Source organism: Hymenobacter sublimis, assembly GCF_023101345.1.
In the GTDB taxonomy this organism is placed as follows: Bacteria; Bacteroidota; Bacteroidia; order Cytophagales; family Hymenobacteraceae; genus Hymenobacter; species Hymenobacter sublimis.
Genome location: NZ_CP095848.1, coordinates 485,031 through 500,223 on the forward strand (window position 1 = coordinate 485,031; position 15,193 = coordinate 500,223).

The window sequence follows — 15,193 nt, forward strand, 5'->3', positions numbered from 1 at the left end:
GCTCGACATGACGGCCTTTCGTATTCTTTTGCTGCTTATTTCGCGGCGCTTCCTTGGGTCGGGCCGCTGGCCTGGGCGGGCGTACCGGTTTGAATCTTGCCGCCGTCGCGGAGGCGCTGCAGGCCTTCGGTTACTACCTGGTCGCCGGCTTTAATACCTTCCATCACCACAATTCGGTCGCGAAGGCGGGGACCTAGCTGCACTTTGCGCTGGTAGGCCTTGCTGCTGTCGCCGGCCACGAAGACGAAGTTTTCGCCCATTTGCTCCACAATAGCCTTGTAAGGCACCACAATGCGGTGGCCCGACTGCCGGTTGAGCACGTGCAGCACGGTACTCATGCCATCCTTCAGTTCGCGCTGGGGATTAGCGAACTGCACCCGAATCTGGACGGTACCGGTACCCTGGCTCACGCCCCGATCAATAGCCAGGATTTTGCCCGGCTGGTTGTAGCGCGTGCCGTCGGGCAACTCGAGCATGAACGTGGAGTCTTCTGCGCCGCCGGCAGTGCGCTGTATGTCCCGAAACAAGCCTAGGTTGGCTTCACTGATAACGAAATCAACGCCCATGGGGTCCTCGCCGCTGATGGTGTTGAGTAGGGTAGAACCGGGGCTAACCTGGGAGCCCAGACGCACCTGCGAAATGCCAATACGGCCCGTGAATGGCGCTTTTATCAGGGAGTAATCCAGGTCGGTGCGGGCGGCGGCTACCCCGGCCTGGGCCACGGCTATCTGGCTTTGGGCCGTGGCGTAGCTGGTGCGGGCGTTGTCGACTAGCTGGCGGGCCACGGCATCCTGCTCCAGCAGCCGCTCGTAGCGGTTCAGGTTTATTTGGGCGTTTTGGGCGGTGGCGCGGGTGGCGCTCAGGTTGGCCAGGGCCTGCTGATAGGCCGCCTGGTACTTGCGCCGGTCGATTTCGTAGAGCGGCTTGCCTTTGGTTACTACCTCGCCTTCCTTGAAGAAGATTTGGGTGATAAAGCCGGCTACCTGGCTGCGCAGCTCCACGTTGTTGAGGGCCACTGCGGTAGCCGGATACTCGTCGTAGTACACGGCCTCAGTAGCTTGGGCGGCGACGAGCGTAACGGGCGTGGCGGGTGGCGGACCGGCCGCTTTTTCCTCTTCTTTTTTGCCGCAGCTCGCCCAGGCAAACAGGCTGGCAGCGTAAGAAAGCACAAGAATCGTTTTTTTCATATCAAGGTAGCAGAGCGGCGGAAGGAAAGGAGTGTGGAAGGCAAAGCGGGCCTCACTCTCAAATGATCAGTAGGAAACGGGCAGGTTGCCTTGGGCGCGGAGCAGATCAACCTTGCTGCTGAGCACCTGAAACAGAGCGCTGTAGTAGTTGAGTTGGGCCGTGCGCAGGGTGGTTTGGGCCACAATCACATCGAGGTAGGTTTTGATACCTTCCCGATACTGCAGGTTTACCACCGAGTACACTTCCTTGGAAAGGGCCAGGTTGCGCTGCCCGAAAAGGTAGTCGGTGTAATAGCCTTTGTAGGTAGCCAACGCCTGCTCAAACTCGGTGTTGATGCGGTTGCGGGTGGCCAGAATATCCTGGTCGATGCGCTGGTCGGTGAGCCGCTCGCGCCGCAGGTTTTGCAGGCGGCGTGTGCCCTGAAAAATGGGCAGGCTCAGCTGCAAACCGGCAAAGGAGTTGGGAAAACGCTGGCCGTAAAGGTCGCCGAAGTTGTTGTTCTGAAACACCGCGTTGTAGTTGCCAAAGGCCGAAACCGCCGGTAAAAAGCCCCAGCGGTAGTAGCTAATCTGGGCCGACTGCAGGGCCTTCTGGGTCTGGAGCTGCTGAAACTCGATGCGGTTGGTGGGGTCCAGGGTGACGGTGGTATCCACGAAGGCATCCTGCATGAGGCGTAGCGTGTCGTACTGGAGCGTGAGAGGATGCTGGCCGGCTACCCCCATCAGCTCCCGCAAGTACGCCGACTTCGCCTTGATGGCCTCAATGGCTTGCTTGCGCGCTACAATGGAGTTGTTGAGCAGAATCTCGGCCTGCTTGTAGTCGGTTTTGTCGACGATACCGGCGTCGTAGCGGGCGCGCGCGTCCTTGAGGCTGCGCTGGAGCCGCACAATGTCCTCGTTGAGCACATCCAGCTGGCGCTGGGAAAGCAGCACGTCGTAAAAGGCCTTGCTCACGTCGGTCACCACGTCAATGCGCACCCCAATGGTGTTTTGCTGGTAAAACTGGCGCGACGGACGGGCGCTACGCAAGGCCAGCATCACATCGTTGTTGTACAAGGCCTGGGTGCCAGCCAAGCCCACGGTGGAGGTGTTTTTCAGGCCAATTTGACGGGGCACGTTCACGCCTTCCGCATTCGGAAACACGGTGTAGGGTAGCTGGAAATAGTGCTGGCCCGTGGCGTTGAGGTTGACTTGGGGCAGCCAGCCGGCCAGCCCAATGCGAATGGTAGCCTCGTTGGTTTCCTCATCAAGGCGGGCCTGCCGCAGCACTGGCTGGTTTTGCAGGGCATACTGCAGGCACTGCTCCAGGGTTAGCTGACTGCTAGGTGGGGGAGGAGTTGTGGGCTGAGCCTGTGCCCACGCAGGAGCAAGCAGGGTAAGACTGAGAAGCAGCCGTAGCACCCGTTTTATCTGTTTCATATCCTAGTAAAAGCAGCTACCACACCCGGTAACTAAAGCACCACTGGCTACCCTCCGGACTACCAGTCACTGGTTCCGACATCAGGCGCAAGGACACGTTCATCCTGGCTCGCGCTGCCTGTCAGGTGCGCTATTCGTGAAAAAAGACTGACCGGCTGGCCGTCAGCTTGGTACCCGGCCCGGACGATTCAGGCTGAACCAGAGTCTTGTCCGGAGATTCCAAGGCAGGTAAACCGGGCCCTGACAGAAATGTTAGCGTAGAAGTAAAAGAAAGTTTGCCGCCTGCTCTCCATACCCCTCAACGTCCTGCCTTTTTACTGGTGTGTAGCTTGCCCAGGCAGCTGGGGCAGAAAGGCTTATTCCAGCTCCGTCACGGTTACTAGCACATCGGCGTTGCGCCCGTGGTCATCGGCGCAGGAAATTTTAAGTGGCCCGGGCGTGGGCTGAAAAAATACGCGCTCCGTAGCTGCTGCGGTCCGCAAGAACGTATCATTAACGTACCAATACACCTGGCGCACCTCGCTGGGGGTTGTGCAACTGAGCAGCAGCTGTTGCTTTTCGCGGCGGTTAAGAACGTACTCGGTGTTAGCAGTAGGGGAGGTAATACTGGGGGCCCGCTCCGCATCAGTGCGTACCAGTTGGCATTGGGGGTTGTGCGGGGGTAGGCGACGGTACGGGATGCCCTGGGCTTCCTTATAGGCCGCCACCTCCGGCAGCAGGTTCGGGTACAGCTCCCGCCGAAACCCCGCCGCCGGCGCGCAGGCCCGACAGTACGTGAAGCCGCCATCGGCTGCTACCAGCACCTCGCGCTGGTGCTGGCAGCGCTGCCCGCTGCTCACGGTAGGCAGGAAATAGTCGATAATTTGATTGGGACAGTTTTCGCCCGGTACCAACCCAGTTTCGGCGCATACCAAACGGAAATCCAGGGTGGCCGGTGGGGCAAACCACTTATTAGGCGAGTTATAGGCCAGGGCGTTGAACAGGTCGAACAGCAGGGGAGTGGCCACATCGGCGCCGGTAAGAGCCGGGCTGCCCTGGCCGCTGAAGTTGCCTACCCACACGCCTATGGTATACTCCCGGTTGTAGCCAATGCTCCAGGCGTCGCGGCGGCCGTAGCTGGTGCCGGTTTTCCAGGCAACCTTGGGCAGGCGCAGGCTGCTGGCCGCGCCAAGTGGCAAATCGGGGCGGGTGAGTTGGGACAGGATGTCGGTGGTAAGAAAAGCAGCTGCTTCCGAAATGAGGGGGGTGGGGGCCTCACCCCCTACCCCCCTCTCTGGGCGTGAAGTAAACTGCAGCCCCGCGTACCGGCCCCCGTCGGCCAGCGTTGCGTAGAGGTTTGTCAGTTCCTCCAAAGTAGCCCCGCAGCCGCCCAGAATGCTACTCAAACCCAGCCGGGAGCGGTTGCGCGTCACGTTTTGGAAGCCGGCTTGACGAAGCTTGTCGGTGAAGGTGGGCACACCGAGCTGGTTAAGCACGCGCACGGCCGGAATGTTGAGCGAGTAAGCCAGGGCCCGCTCCAGGGTCACTTCGCCGTTGCAATGCTTGTCGAAGTTCTCGGGGCGGTAGCCCTGGAAGTTGGTAGGCACATCGGGCAGTAGCAGCTTGGGTGTGGCCAAGCCCCGGTCCATGGCCAGCGCGTACAGAAAGGGCTTGAGCGTGCTACCCGGCGAGCGAACGGCCGTCACGCCGTCGTTCTGGCCCTGGCTGCCGAAGTCGCGAAAATCAGCCGAGCCGACGTAGGCCTCCACCTGCCGAGTGCGGTTGTTGACTACCAGTACGGCGGCCTGCGTGATGCCCAGTTCATGCAGGCGGCGCACGTAGTTGCGGGTGAGGTCTTCAGTTTTGCTTTGTTTGCTGCGCTGCAAGCTGCTGCGGATAATGGCCTGCCGCGGAAACTGTCGTACCAATCGGCGCGCGAGGTGCGGAGCCAAGGTGGGCGCGGCGTGGCGCTGCACGTCCAGCGGTTCCAGCAGGGCATCTTCCACATCCTGCTTCGGAAAGAGGCCCGCGGCCCCGAAACGCCGCAGCCACCGGTTGCGCTCCTGCAGCACGGCCGCGTTGTTCTTACCCAGCACTGGTCCGCGCGGCCGGTTCGGAATGATGGCCAGCGTCACGGTCTGGGCCAGGGAAAGGTAGTCGGGCGTTTGCTGGAAGTAGAGCAGAGCAGCCGACTTCACGCCTTCTACGTTGCCGCCGTAGGGCACTAGGTTCAAGTACAGCTGCAGAATCTCATCCTTGCTATAATGCAGCTCTAGCTGCGTGGCCCGCAGCATTTCCAGCAGCTTGTTGCCCAACGTACGCTCCTTGGGTTCCAGTAGCCGCGCCACCTGCATCGTAATCGTGCTGGCGCCAGTGGTGCGGCCCTCACCAAACACGTTGCGCCCCGCGGCCTGCACCAGCGCCACGGGGTTCACCCCAAAATGCCACCGGAACCACCGGTCTTCTTTTGCCATAATAGCCTTACGCAGCACCGGCGTGATTTCGCGCAGTTCTGTTTTCATCCGCCATTTCTGGGTCGGATTGAGGTAGGCGTGCAGCACGGAGCCATCCTGGGCCAGCACAATGGGCGAGTACTGCGGGGTAGGCGGCAGCGGAAAGGCGAGGTCAAGGCCAGTGAAAAGCAGCATCACCAGCCCCACAGCCCCTAGAATACGCAAAACAACACGCCGGTTCATGTACTCAAATATACCGGCTGCTAACAGATTCTGCCGCCTACCCCATGGGCAGGAATAACCGCTTCCTGTGGGCGTGCCACTATGCTAAGGTTTACAGTAAAAGAAAATATAATTGCCTAAATGGTGGTATATGAATGATTTAAATAAAGAACTGGCAACATATTCCAAATTTGGTTGCAATTATTTCAAAATGGGTAAATCTGCTGGCTTCTGGTGTGCGTAAGTAGGTAAACCAAGCAGCAGGAGCGGTAACCGTCGTGGATTGTAGCTGGCCACTCTCTCCCCGACAAGTACACTCCGCTGCCGACCTCATCCTAATCCCTTCCTTATTTCACAACCGCTACATGAAAAGCAAATTTATTCTCACGCTTGCGCTGGCTGGTGCTAGCATCAGTGTGTCGTTTGGGCAAGCTACCGTTGACCCCGAATTGCGCAAGGCCCTGAGCACCAACCCAACGGCTCAGGTCATTGTCACCTTCAAGGGGAATGGGGCGCCCGGTCTGGCCCAACTAGGGCTATTGCAGCGCCTAGGCATTACGCGCGGCATTACGTTGCGGGCCCTGCCAGTAGCCGGCGTTATTGCCACGGCCGCGCAGGTAAATTCACTGGCGCAGAATCCGGAAGTCCGCTCCCTCTACATTAATAAGCGGCTGGATTATTACAACTTCGACGATACGCACCTGACGGGCGTAAAGCGCCTGCGCACCGATCAGCAGATGACGGCCCGTAACGGCGGCCTGCCAGTTTCGGGCAAGGGAGTGGGCGTGCTCATCAACGACAGTGGCGTGGATGGTACCCACGAGGACATCAAGTTTGGCTCGCACCTAGTGCAGAACACGCTGGGCTCCACCAATCTAAACTCGCTTAGCGCCCTGCTGCCAGTAACGTACCTAGAGGGCGTGCCGAACACGGATACCAACTCCGGGCACGGTACCCATTGCGCCGGCACGGTAGGAGGCACTGGAGCCCGCTCCGGCGGCAAGTATGAGGGGGTAGCCCCCGGTGCCTCGTTGCTGGGCTACGGCTCCGGCGGCGCCTTGCTGGTGCTCGATGCCATGGGTGGTTTTGACTACGCCCTTACCCACCAGTTTCAGTACAACATCCGGGTTATTAGCAACTCGTTTGGCAGCAGCGGCGACTTCGACCCCAACGACCCGTTGAACGTGGCCACTAAAAAGTGCTACGACCGGGGCATGGTAGTGGTATTTGCGGCCGGCAACGAAGGTCCCGGCGCCGACACGCACAATCCCTACGCTATTGCGCCCTGGACTATTTCGGTGGGTGCCGGTGACCGGAACGGGCTTCTGGCTGACTTCTCCTCGCGCGGCGTACGCGGCGAGCAGGGTACCTTCACCGTGGATGGCGAAACCTGGACCTATAAGAATGAACCCGTTATTGTGGCGCCCGGCGTAGATGTCGTTTCTACCCGCGCCATTGCCCCGGTATCATCGTTGGGAGCCCAGCAGGATGTTGAATTGCTGCAGCCCGGCGAGGTTCCGTTTTACACCCACAGCAGCGGCACCTCCATGGCGACGCCGCACGTAGCCGGCATTGTGGCCTTGTTGCTGGAAGCCAAACCAACGCTGAACCCGGCGCAGGTGAAAGAGCTGTTGCAGAGAACGGCTACCAACATGCCCGGCCGCGAGTCGTGGGAGGTAGGAGCCGGCTACGTAAATGCCTACGCCGCCGTAGATCAGGCATTCCGTTCCACCACCTACGGCTCCACGGTAAACGCCAGCCGCCGCTTCAATAGCAGCGTGAATGCGCAAACCACTACGGTGCCCTTCACCATCAACTACAACCCCGCGCTGGCCGCCGGCAACCAGTTTACCTTCCCGGTAAGCACCGGCACCAACAGCCTGGAGGTGAAAATTTCCTCCCGGGGCCTGCTGGGTGAAACCGGCAACCCCACCAATCTCATCCTGATTGACCCCAACGGCACCCAGTACCGCTCAGGTACTCCCGTTACGTTCACGCTCACCACGGACCGTAGCGTGGCGGTAGCCGCGCCGGTAGCCGGCACCTGGACGCTGAAAGTGGAAGGCCTGCAAGGAGTAGCCCTACCCGAAACCATTGCCGGCAACATTTCCGCGCTGACGGCCGCCGGTACTACCAACCTCAACGACATTGCAGGCCATCCGGCTGAAGCCTCCATTAAGCTGGCCGTGACCAACCGCCTGGTTGATGGCCTGAGCAACGGCTTCCGCCCCGATGCCCCGCTTACCCGCATTCAGCTGGCCGACTACTTGCTCATGGGCCAGGGTATCCGGCAGTTGCTGCCCTTCAGCGGCGCCCGTTCCTTCTCCGACGTATCCTCGGCCGCTGAGGTGCTCCTGACGGAATCAGTAGTGGCAAAGGGTGCGGCCCAGCGCGACCGGTTCCATCAGGCCGGCGGCGTGATGCTGCCCACCGCTTCGGGCACCTTCTCGCCTAGTGGCCTGGTAAACCGCGCTTCGCTGGCTTATTCGCTGGTGCAAAGCCTGGGCTTCGAGCGGCAGGCTCTGGCCCGCAACAACCAGCCGCTTACGGTGCAGGTGAATGGACAGACCCTTCCGGTAGATGATGCTGCCAGCATTCCGGCGGCTCTGAAGGGCTACGTGAGCATTGCCCTGGAGCTGAACCTAATCAACGCTTACTACACCCTGAAGCAGGGGCCATACGACCTGCAACCCACTCTGCACGCCACCTTCAAGCCTACCCAGAATGTAACCCGGGCTGATTTTGCCGTCATCGTGAGCCGCACTTTCCCGCAGTACGACGCTGTAACCCAGCCCACCGCTACCAGCACCGCCGCCGCTACTACTGCCACCGCCGCCCCAGCTACAGCCGCCCTGCTGGACCGCAGCACCGTGGCTTATCCCAACCCCTTCAGCGGCGCTACCACCATCAGCTACCACCTAAACCAGGCCGGCCCAGTGAGCGTGGAGGTGTATAATACAATGGGCGTGAAAGTGCGCACTTTAGTAGCCGGCACGGAAGAAGCTGGCCTGCATCAGGTGCGCTTTGAGGCCGATAACCTGGCCCGTGGCGCGTACCTGTTCAAAATAAAAAGCGGTGCAGCCGTCACCACGCAGCGCCTCATGCTGCAATAAGTCTAGCTTATTTGGCACCCAACAACAAGGGGCCTGCTCTATAGAGCAGGCCCCTTGTTGTTGGGTGGCTTGAGTAACGGAGGCATGCCGTCTACTGCTTATCTGGGAGGCTCAGGCACTTCTACTTCCAGCTCAAAGTCGCGCTTGGGTGGGGCTTCGTTGTTGGCGGCGTTGCGGTAGAGGAAGCGGAGCGTGGTTTTACCAGGGTTCAGCGCCTGAAATTGAAACGTAATGTCTTCGTCGCTACCCGCTTTAGCTTTCCTCTTCGCCTTCTTGGCGGGCTGGGTGGGGGAGGGCGTTACCAACTGAACTACATTGTTGGCTATGGGCATAACCTCCCAGGTGTACTGCGAGCCAGCCGTGTTGTCGAGCCGGATTTGCAGCTGGTCGCCTTGGTTTACCTTCACCTGGCTGTGGTTGCCGTACTCCGTGATGTTCACGTTCTTGGCTACGCCGGGCTTGTCGATGGTAACAAATACATGAAAAAAGCCGCCGAGCGTGGAGTAGCCCGTGCCCGGTTGTGCCGACACCAAGGCAAGGTCTAGCCCACCCGTACCCGTGGCCTGAAAGTGAATTTCGAAGGTAGCTGGCGCACCCGGTACGCCGCTGCTGATGCCGGGCAGCACGTTGGTAGTCGTCACCGTTAGCTGCCCCGGATACGATTGGGTCAGACGCCAGCCAAAGCGCGGCGAGATGGTAGGCAGGCGGATGGTGAGCTGGTCACCCACATTGAGCTGTACCTGCTTGCCGTTGTCATTAGCAGTGAGCGTAACGATATCGGCGCGGGCGGAAGTAGGGCTTAAGAAAGTTACCCCAAGCAGCAGTAGTATGGAAAAGCGCAGCAATACGGCAGCAGTCAGTGAAGTCAGTTTCATCGTCTCGTAACGGAAGTGTGTAATAGCAACGCAGCCGGCTACTTAACAAGTGCCGGCTGCGCGAAAAGCGGTAAAGGAAGTGTACGAGGTGACAAGGGAAAAGCTGCGGTTGAGCTATAGAGCCACCTGCTTGTGTCTCTTCGACGAACCGCTGGCCGAGAATTGTACCGGCCTAGCACAGCACCCCACAAACGACTTCAGCAACGAGAGAAACAAATAGGTGCCTCTACCGCACCCGCACCACGCCGCTGCCGGCGTAGCTATGGTACTCGGCGTTGTACATGGCGTCGGCGATGACGGGGCCGAGCTTGAAGGTGCCTTTGCTCACGGCGCGGCAGAGGTAGTAGAACGACTTGGGCTGGGGCGTAACGGTAGTAAACAGGTTGATCCGGTCGTCGCGTACGTCGAGGTAGTCGGGTTGGGCGGCGTCGGTGGCCCAGGTCAGGTCGCGCACGGCTCCGATGCGCGGGTTTTCGATTTCCAGGCCGGCGGGCAGCAGGTCGGTAATGGCCACGTTCTTGACTTCGCCCGCGGTTTCAGCTGACTGGATGGTGATTTTGACTACTACTAGGTCGTTTTGCTTGAAGCTGGTGCTGCCTACGGGCGCGCCGTTGCGGTCCAGAAACTGGCGGCGGACTTGCAGGTAGGCATCCTCCTCACGGACCTGACCGGTAGACGAAATGCCCTCGGTTTCCCAGAAGTAGTACAGGCTGCCTTTGCCGCTGGTGCGCAGCTGCAGCTGGCGGTTGGCCACGTTGCTTACCGTGAGGTCTTTACCCGAGAAGTTGCCGATAGCCTTGCCATCAGCCAGCAGGCTAGCTACTACGGTGCTGCCGGCGTTTTTCTTCGCCAGCTTGCCCAGGGCCAGCAGGGCAAACGCCCGCTCCTGGGTGTTGAGCCATCCGGCTTGTTTCACCTGGCGGCTGAGCTGACGGGCCAGGGTGCTTACCTGCGGGTTGGCGGGGTCGGCGGCGAGCAGGGCGTTGAGCACCAGGGCTTCGTCGCGGATGGGGGAGGAGAAAGCGCCGTCGAGCTGGCGGCCGGCAATGCGGGGCGCGGCGCCGAACCGGGTGGGCACGGTGCTCTGGTAGCCGCGCTGGTTGCCGCTCAGGGCGAAGGCTGCCGCCAGCAGGTAGCGCGAATCTTCGGCCAGTTGGGGGCGGTTGGCTTTGTAGTAGTTGAGGCCGACGGCATCGGGACGGCCGGCCAGGGCCAGCACGTAGAGCGAGTAAGCCACTTCCTTCTTGGCCAACGTAACGGGCTGAATCACGCCGCCGGTCTGGATGATATTGTAGGTGTCGGTTTCGCGCTTGCGTACGCGGGCTTGCAGGTAGCGAAGCACCCGGTCGAGGACGTTCTTGTTTACATCGAAGCCAGCTTGCTGGGCTTCCAGCAGGAAGTGGGCGGCGTAGGCGGTGGACCACCAGTTGTCGTAGTCGCCGCCGGGCCAGTAGCTGAGGGAGCCGTTGTACATCTGCTGGGCTTCCACCTTCCGGATGGCTTCCTGCACATGGTAGTTGGGATTAAACAGGCCTGACTTACCGGGCTTACCGGTTTTCTGGCCTAGCGTGGCGGCTAAATCACCGTAGTACAGCTGCGGGAAAGCGGCCGACACGGTTTGCTCCAGGCAGCCATAAGGGTATTGCAGCAGGTAGCGCAGGTCCTTGGCAAACTCCGTCATTGGGGAGCGGCTCACCACCAGCTGGCTCCGCAGCGACGAAGGCAGGAAGTCGGTCCGCAGGTTCAACTGCTGGGCAGCGCCACCCGCCACCACGCCCGCTCCCGTGCGCTTCTGCAGCGGCGAAGCAGGACGGATGGGAAGCTCAATGGTTTCGGTGAAGGTTTCTGTGGTTTTTCTCTCCGATTTACCATCCATGCCAGAAAGCCATTTCGCAACTATTTTAACTTTACTATTGCCTATCCCTTTTGTAGTAAATCCGAATGTCTCTCGAATCTCCGTATGGGCTGCAATCTTTCTAACTCGCTCTATTGTCCCCAAAATAGGTGCAGAGGCATTAGAGTATGACGGTTTAGGGACAGGTTGGTCAGTAGATTTATCTTGACCTGTTAGGCGCGGCGGTGGTGGACTTTGTTCCGTAGATCTAATAGGGCCTTCCGTCACTTGGCTTACGGCAACGTAAATAATCTTATCTGTCGTGTTCGTTAGCGTTACGGGCACGTCAATCGTGTCGCCGGGGCTGAGGAAGCGGGGGAGGGCGGTGCTGATTACTATTGGGTCGGCGACGCGCATGGTGTGCTCGGCGGAACCGAAGGCGTCGTTCTTGTAGGCCACTGCCATGATGCGCACGGCTCCGCTGAACTGGGGCACTTGCAGCTTGTAGCGCACCTTGCCGCTGGCATCGGCGGTGAGCACGCCGCTCCATTTGGCGAGCAGCTTTACGCGGCGGTTGGGCACGGGCGTGGTGCGGCGCGAGAGGTCGTAGCCGTCGCCGCCGGTGGAGCTGGTCCCGAGTTCGGGCAGCAGGAAGGGGTACACGTCGTAGGCCTGCACTTCCAGGGCGCGCTTCTGGTAGAAGTAGCCGTAGGGGTCGGGCGTGCGGTAGTCCTTCATCTGCAGAATGCCCTCGTCCACCATGGCCAGCGTCACCTGGGCGCCGGGGGCGGTGGTGACTTCAATGGTTTGGGCAGTTTGGGAGCGGCTTTGCGCAGGCGCTTTGATGGCTACCTGCAGCTTGGCGCCGGGCTTTTCTACCGTCAGTGGCACGAAGCCTCGGGCCACCGTGAGGGGTAGGCGGTTGTCCTTGATTTCGCGGATGGCGGTGGCCGTTACGTACACGTTGGGCACGTGGCCGGTGCGGATGGGAATGCTCACGCGGGCCGATTTCTCGTCGGTGTTCACGTAGAAGTGGTCCAGCACCCGGTCCCGCTCCACCGTCACGAGCACGCGGCCGGGGAAGGGCGTTTTTAGCAGGAGGTTGGCGGTTTCGCCGGGCTGGTATTTGGGCTTGTCGGCCTCAATGGTCACTTCGCCCTCGTTGTTCACCTCGAACGAGTTGCTCTGGGTGTCGCCGTAGCCGTAGGCATACACGCGCTGGGCCACGTAGGTCACGGCCCCGGGCCTGGAAACCCGTATTTCATACTCGCCGGAATAAGTAGGCGTGAAGCCCAGGCCGGCATCGGAGCCACCGCTGGCTACCGTCACGGTGCGGCTTAGGACTACCTGCTCCCGCTTCTGCGAGTTGTAGATGTAGCGGCCGCCCTGGCGCTCAATCACGGTTTCCCAGAGCAGGCGCACCACGCGCACCGTGGCCTGGGCCGAGGTGGGTGTACCGGCAGGCGTGAGGGCCACCAGCCGCACCGGCAGGGCTTGGCGGGTTTGCACCAGCTCATCCATATTCTTCACCCCAAACAGCACCGGCTGGGTCTGCACCTCGAAGGTAGCCAGGCGGTTCACCAGGCGGCCAGTTTCGTCGAATACCGTCGTAAAGGCTGCGCCTTCCAGAATGCCCAGGTCACTGTAATCGGGTACCTCGTAGGTGGCAGTGCCGCGGCCGGCGGCGTCGGTGGTGCCTTCGCGGGTGGTCTTCTCGAAACGGTCGGAAATAGGCGTGGAAACCTGGTCGCCGTAGGTGCCGCGCTGCTTGTCGCCGCTGTTGATGGCGAAAGTGTAATCGGCGTAGTTTTTTGGGGTGAAGGGTTTTTCCTTGAGCGAAAACTCGACCTCAAACTTACGATCAGCAGCGGGCGGACCGAATAGGTTTTGGGCCGTAATCTGCGCCGAAATAGTCTGGCCGGGCTTCACGACTGGCCTAGAGGCTTTCACGGTCACCTTCATGCGGTCCGGAATGAATTCCTCCACCGAAATCTGGCGTGAGGTCAGTAGTACATCATTGCCGGTGAGTACTTCCATCGTGTAGAGGCCGGTCATCACGGCGGGGGGTAGGAGGAAGCGCGCCTCGAAAGAGCCGGCCGCATTCAGGGTTTTTTGCAGGCTGGCGTACTCCTTACCGGTGGGCAGCAGCAGCCTGATTTTCACCGGCAAGCCCTTGGGCGGCGCCTGCCAGTCCTCGGTCCGGATGACGGTATTGGTCTGGATGGTGTCGCCGGGGCGGTACAGGTCCCGGTCGCCGTAGAGGAAGGCTTGGTAGCGGGCGGCGTTGCTTTGGAGGCCGCCCACCTCGAAGCGGGAGGTTTCTACGCGGCTGCGGCTCAGGTCGAGGAAAGTGAAATCGTTGCCCTGCTGGGCCATCACCATGCCCAGGCGGAAGCGGCCGTTTTGGGCGGTGCTATCGAATTTTGCTACCCCATCCCCGTTGGTCAGGCCGGTCCCCATCACCTGATTATTGGTGCTGATAAAGCGCATTTCCACGCCGCTCAGGGCCTTGGCGTTGCGAATGGAGTTGGCAAACACCAACGTGCTGCCGGCCTTGCCCTGCTTCACAATTAGCCCGATATCCGACACGGCCACCAGCTTGCTCACCTGCAGCCACTGGCGCTCCGTGTCCTGCACTTTCACGATGTACAGCCCCTTCAACCCACCCGCAAATTCCAGGTCCTTTAGGTTCAGATTCAGCAGCCGCAGCCCCTGCGCCTTCGGTAGCCCCGACACGGTGTAGGTGCGCTCCGTGAGCACGTTGCCCAGGTTTTCTACGTCGTAATATTGGTAGGAGCGGTCCACGTATTCGCCGTTTTCGTCCTGCTCTTCCTCGCCGGAATCTTCGCCGTCGTAGCTGGGGTAGTCGTACTGGGTGCCGCTGCGCAGAAGTTGCTGGATGTTGTTGGCGTAGACTTTGGCAATGGTCACTTTCACCTGGCCTACCTCGTTGATGCGCACGCCCAGGTTGCGGGAACCCAGCGCATCAAGGTACATGGCCTTCTCGGCGCTGGCAAAGCTGATGGTCGGCCGCTCATCGGAGAAGCTCACCGTCTGGGTGAAGTTCTCGTTTAAGTGCCCACCTAAGCTGCCGCGCAGCCCCTGGCGCAGACTCACCTGGTAGCTCTTGCCTACCTCGAAACCACCCTTGAGCCGGAAGCCGCTTTCCAACTCCTCCACCTCGTAGGCTACCTGCGGCGACATCGACAAGGCGCTCTGCAAATCAGTAGTGGTGACCGGTTGGTTGGTTAGGATGGTGATGACAGGGTCGGCCGATTGCAGGGTGCCTGTGATGGAGCGCACATCCAGGGCCTCCGGGTCGGGAACCTGCACTTGCTTTTCGTAGTCGGAAGTGGAGGCTTGGTCGCTGCCCTGGGCGCGCAGGCCCTGGGCTAGCGCCACCGTCAGGGGGGAGCCGGGGCGTACCTGCTGGTTGAGGCTCACGCGCACCACCTGGCCCGGCTCCCCGCTCACCTCGAAGGCTACGGGCTGCCCATCTTGCGTCACGCGCAGCAGGGGCTTTACGTCAGCGGGCTTTACGGGGTAGTTGAAGGGTAACTCCACGCGCATTTCGGCCGTGCCTGCCGCACGCTCTGAGCGGCCCCAAAAAGCCTGCGGTTCCTGTAGCTGCAAGTAAGGCGTGTGGAATTTCTGGCGGTTCTCGGGCAGCTCCACGTTGCGTTTGCCTTCCGGTAGCGCCTCTTTATGTAGCGTGGCCTTGAAAGCAGTGCTAGGCTTAAAGGGCGTGCTGGGCGAGAAAATCAACTCCCGATCCGAAGTCCATTTGAACTTGCCGCGCACGGCCGGCTCGAACTTCACCACTTGCACCGTATCCCAGCGGTCCTGCTGGTCCTTGTCGGCCACGGCATCTGCAAACTGAAACACCAGATTCTGGTAGGGGTCAATTTCCTCGCCGTTGGGGTCCTGGCCGGCATCAGAGCCCGACTTAGAACAAGCGCATAGCAAGGCCAGCAACACCAGCAACGGCAGGCGGGAAAGAGTGCGGAGTAACATGGATAGGGAGGAGCTAAAAGGGACGCCGGAAGGTATAGAAAAACGGCGTTTCTGCTATGTTATGTATAGGTTTGGGGAGAGGAGATATTTAATTATT

At 60.3% G+C, this 15,193-nt stretch carries 6 protein-coding genes; 1 reads left to right on the forward strand and 5 read right to left on the reverse strand.

Features of this window, described 5'->3' with window-relative positions; all coding sequences use genetic code 11:
• Positions 1–35: 35 nt before the first annotated feature.
• The 3 genes from MWH26_RS02135 to pbpC form a co-directional block, all read right to left on the reverse strand.
• Complete coding sequence (locus MWH26_RS02135) at positions 36–1,187, reverse strand: efflux RND transporter periplasmic adaptor subunit (RefSeq protein WP_247975857.1); 1,152 nt, start codon at positions 1,185–1,187, stop codon at positions 36–38.
• Between the two features lie 66 nt (positions 1,188–1,253).
• On the reverse strand, positions 1,254–2,606 hold the full coding sequence (locus tag MWH26_RS02140; protein ID WP_247975858.1) for a TolC family protein: 1,353 nt from the start codon (positions 2,604–2,606) through the stop codon (positions 1,254–1,256).
• A 356-nt stretch (positions 2,607–2,962) separates the two neighbouring features.
• Positions 2,963–5,281, reverse strand: a complete 2,319-nt coding sequence (gene pbpC / locus MWH26_RS02145) for a penicillin-binding protein 1C (RefSeq protein ID WP_247975859.1) — start codon at positions 5,279–5,281, stop codon at positions 2,963–2,965.
• A 344-nt stretch (positions 5,282–5,625) separates the two neighbouring features.
• Between pbpC and MWH26_RS02150 the strand changes: the two genes are divergently transcribed.
• Entirely contained in the window at positions 5,626–8,373 is a 2,748-nt protein-coding gene (locus MWH26_RS02150) for a S8 family peptidase (RefSeq protein WP_247975860.1), read from the forward strand.
• A 98-nt stretch (positions 8,374–8,471) separates the two neighbouring features.
• Here MWH26_RS02150 and MWH26_RS02155 read toward each other — a convergent pair whose 3' ends face one another.
• Both MWH26_RS02155 and MWH26_RS02160 read right to left on the reverse strand, forming a co-directional pair.
• A complete protein-coding gene (locus MWH26_RS02155) occupies positions 8,472–9,248 on the reverse strand; it encodes a protease inhibitor I42 family protein (RefSeq protein WP_247975861.1) in 777 nt (258 codons plus the stop codon).
• 226 nt (positions 9,249–9,474) lie between these two features.
• Complete coding sequence (locus MWH26_RS02160) at positions 9,475–15,096, reverse strand: alpha-2-macroglobulin (protein ID WP_247975862.1); 5,622 nt, start codon at positions 15,094–15,096, stop codon at positions 9,475–9,477.
• Between the last annotated feature and the right edge of the window lie 97 nt (positions 15,097–15,193).

Excerpts from the sequence above, each read along its gene's own strand:
- MWH26_RS02155 (WP_247975861.1), bottom strand. The coding sequence starts at position 9,248 with ATGAAACTGACTTCACTGACTGCTGCCGTATTGCTGCGCTTTTCCATA.
- MWH26_RS02150 (WP_247975860.1), top strand. The coding sequence starts at position 5,626 with ATGAAAAGCAAATTTATTCTCACGCTTGCGCTGGCTGGTGCTAGCATC.
- pbpC (WP_247975859.1), bottom strand. The coding sequence starts at position 5,281 with ATGAACCGGCGTGTTGTTTTGCGTATTCTAGGGGCTGTGGGGCTGGTG.
- MWH26_RS02140 (WP_247975858.1), bottom strand. The coding sequence starts at position 2,606 with ATGAAACAGATAAAACGGGTGCTACGGCTGCTTCTCAGTCTTACCCTG.
- MWH26_RS02135 (WP_247975857.1), bottom strand. The coding sequence starts at position 1,187 with ATGAAAAAAACGATTCTTGTGCTTTCTTACGCTGCCAGCCTGTTTGCC.
- MWH26_RS02160 (WP_247975862.1), bottom strand. The coding sequence starts at position 15,096 with ATGTTACTCCGCACTCTTTCCCGCCTGCCGTTGCTGGTGTTGCTGGCC.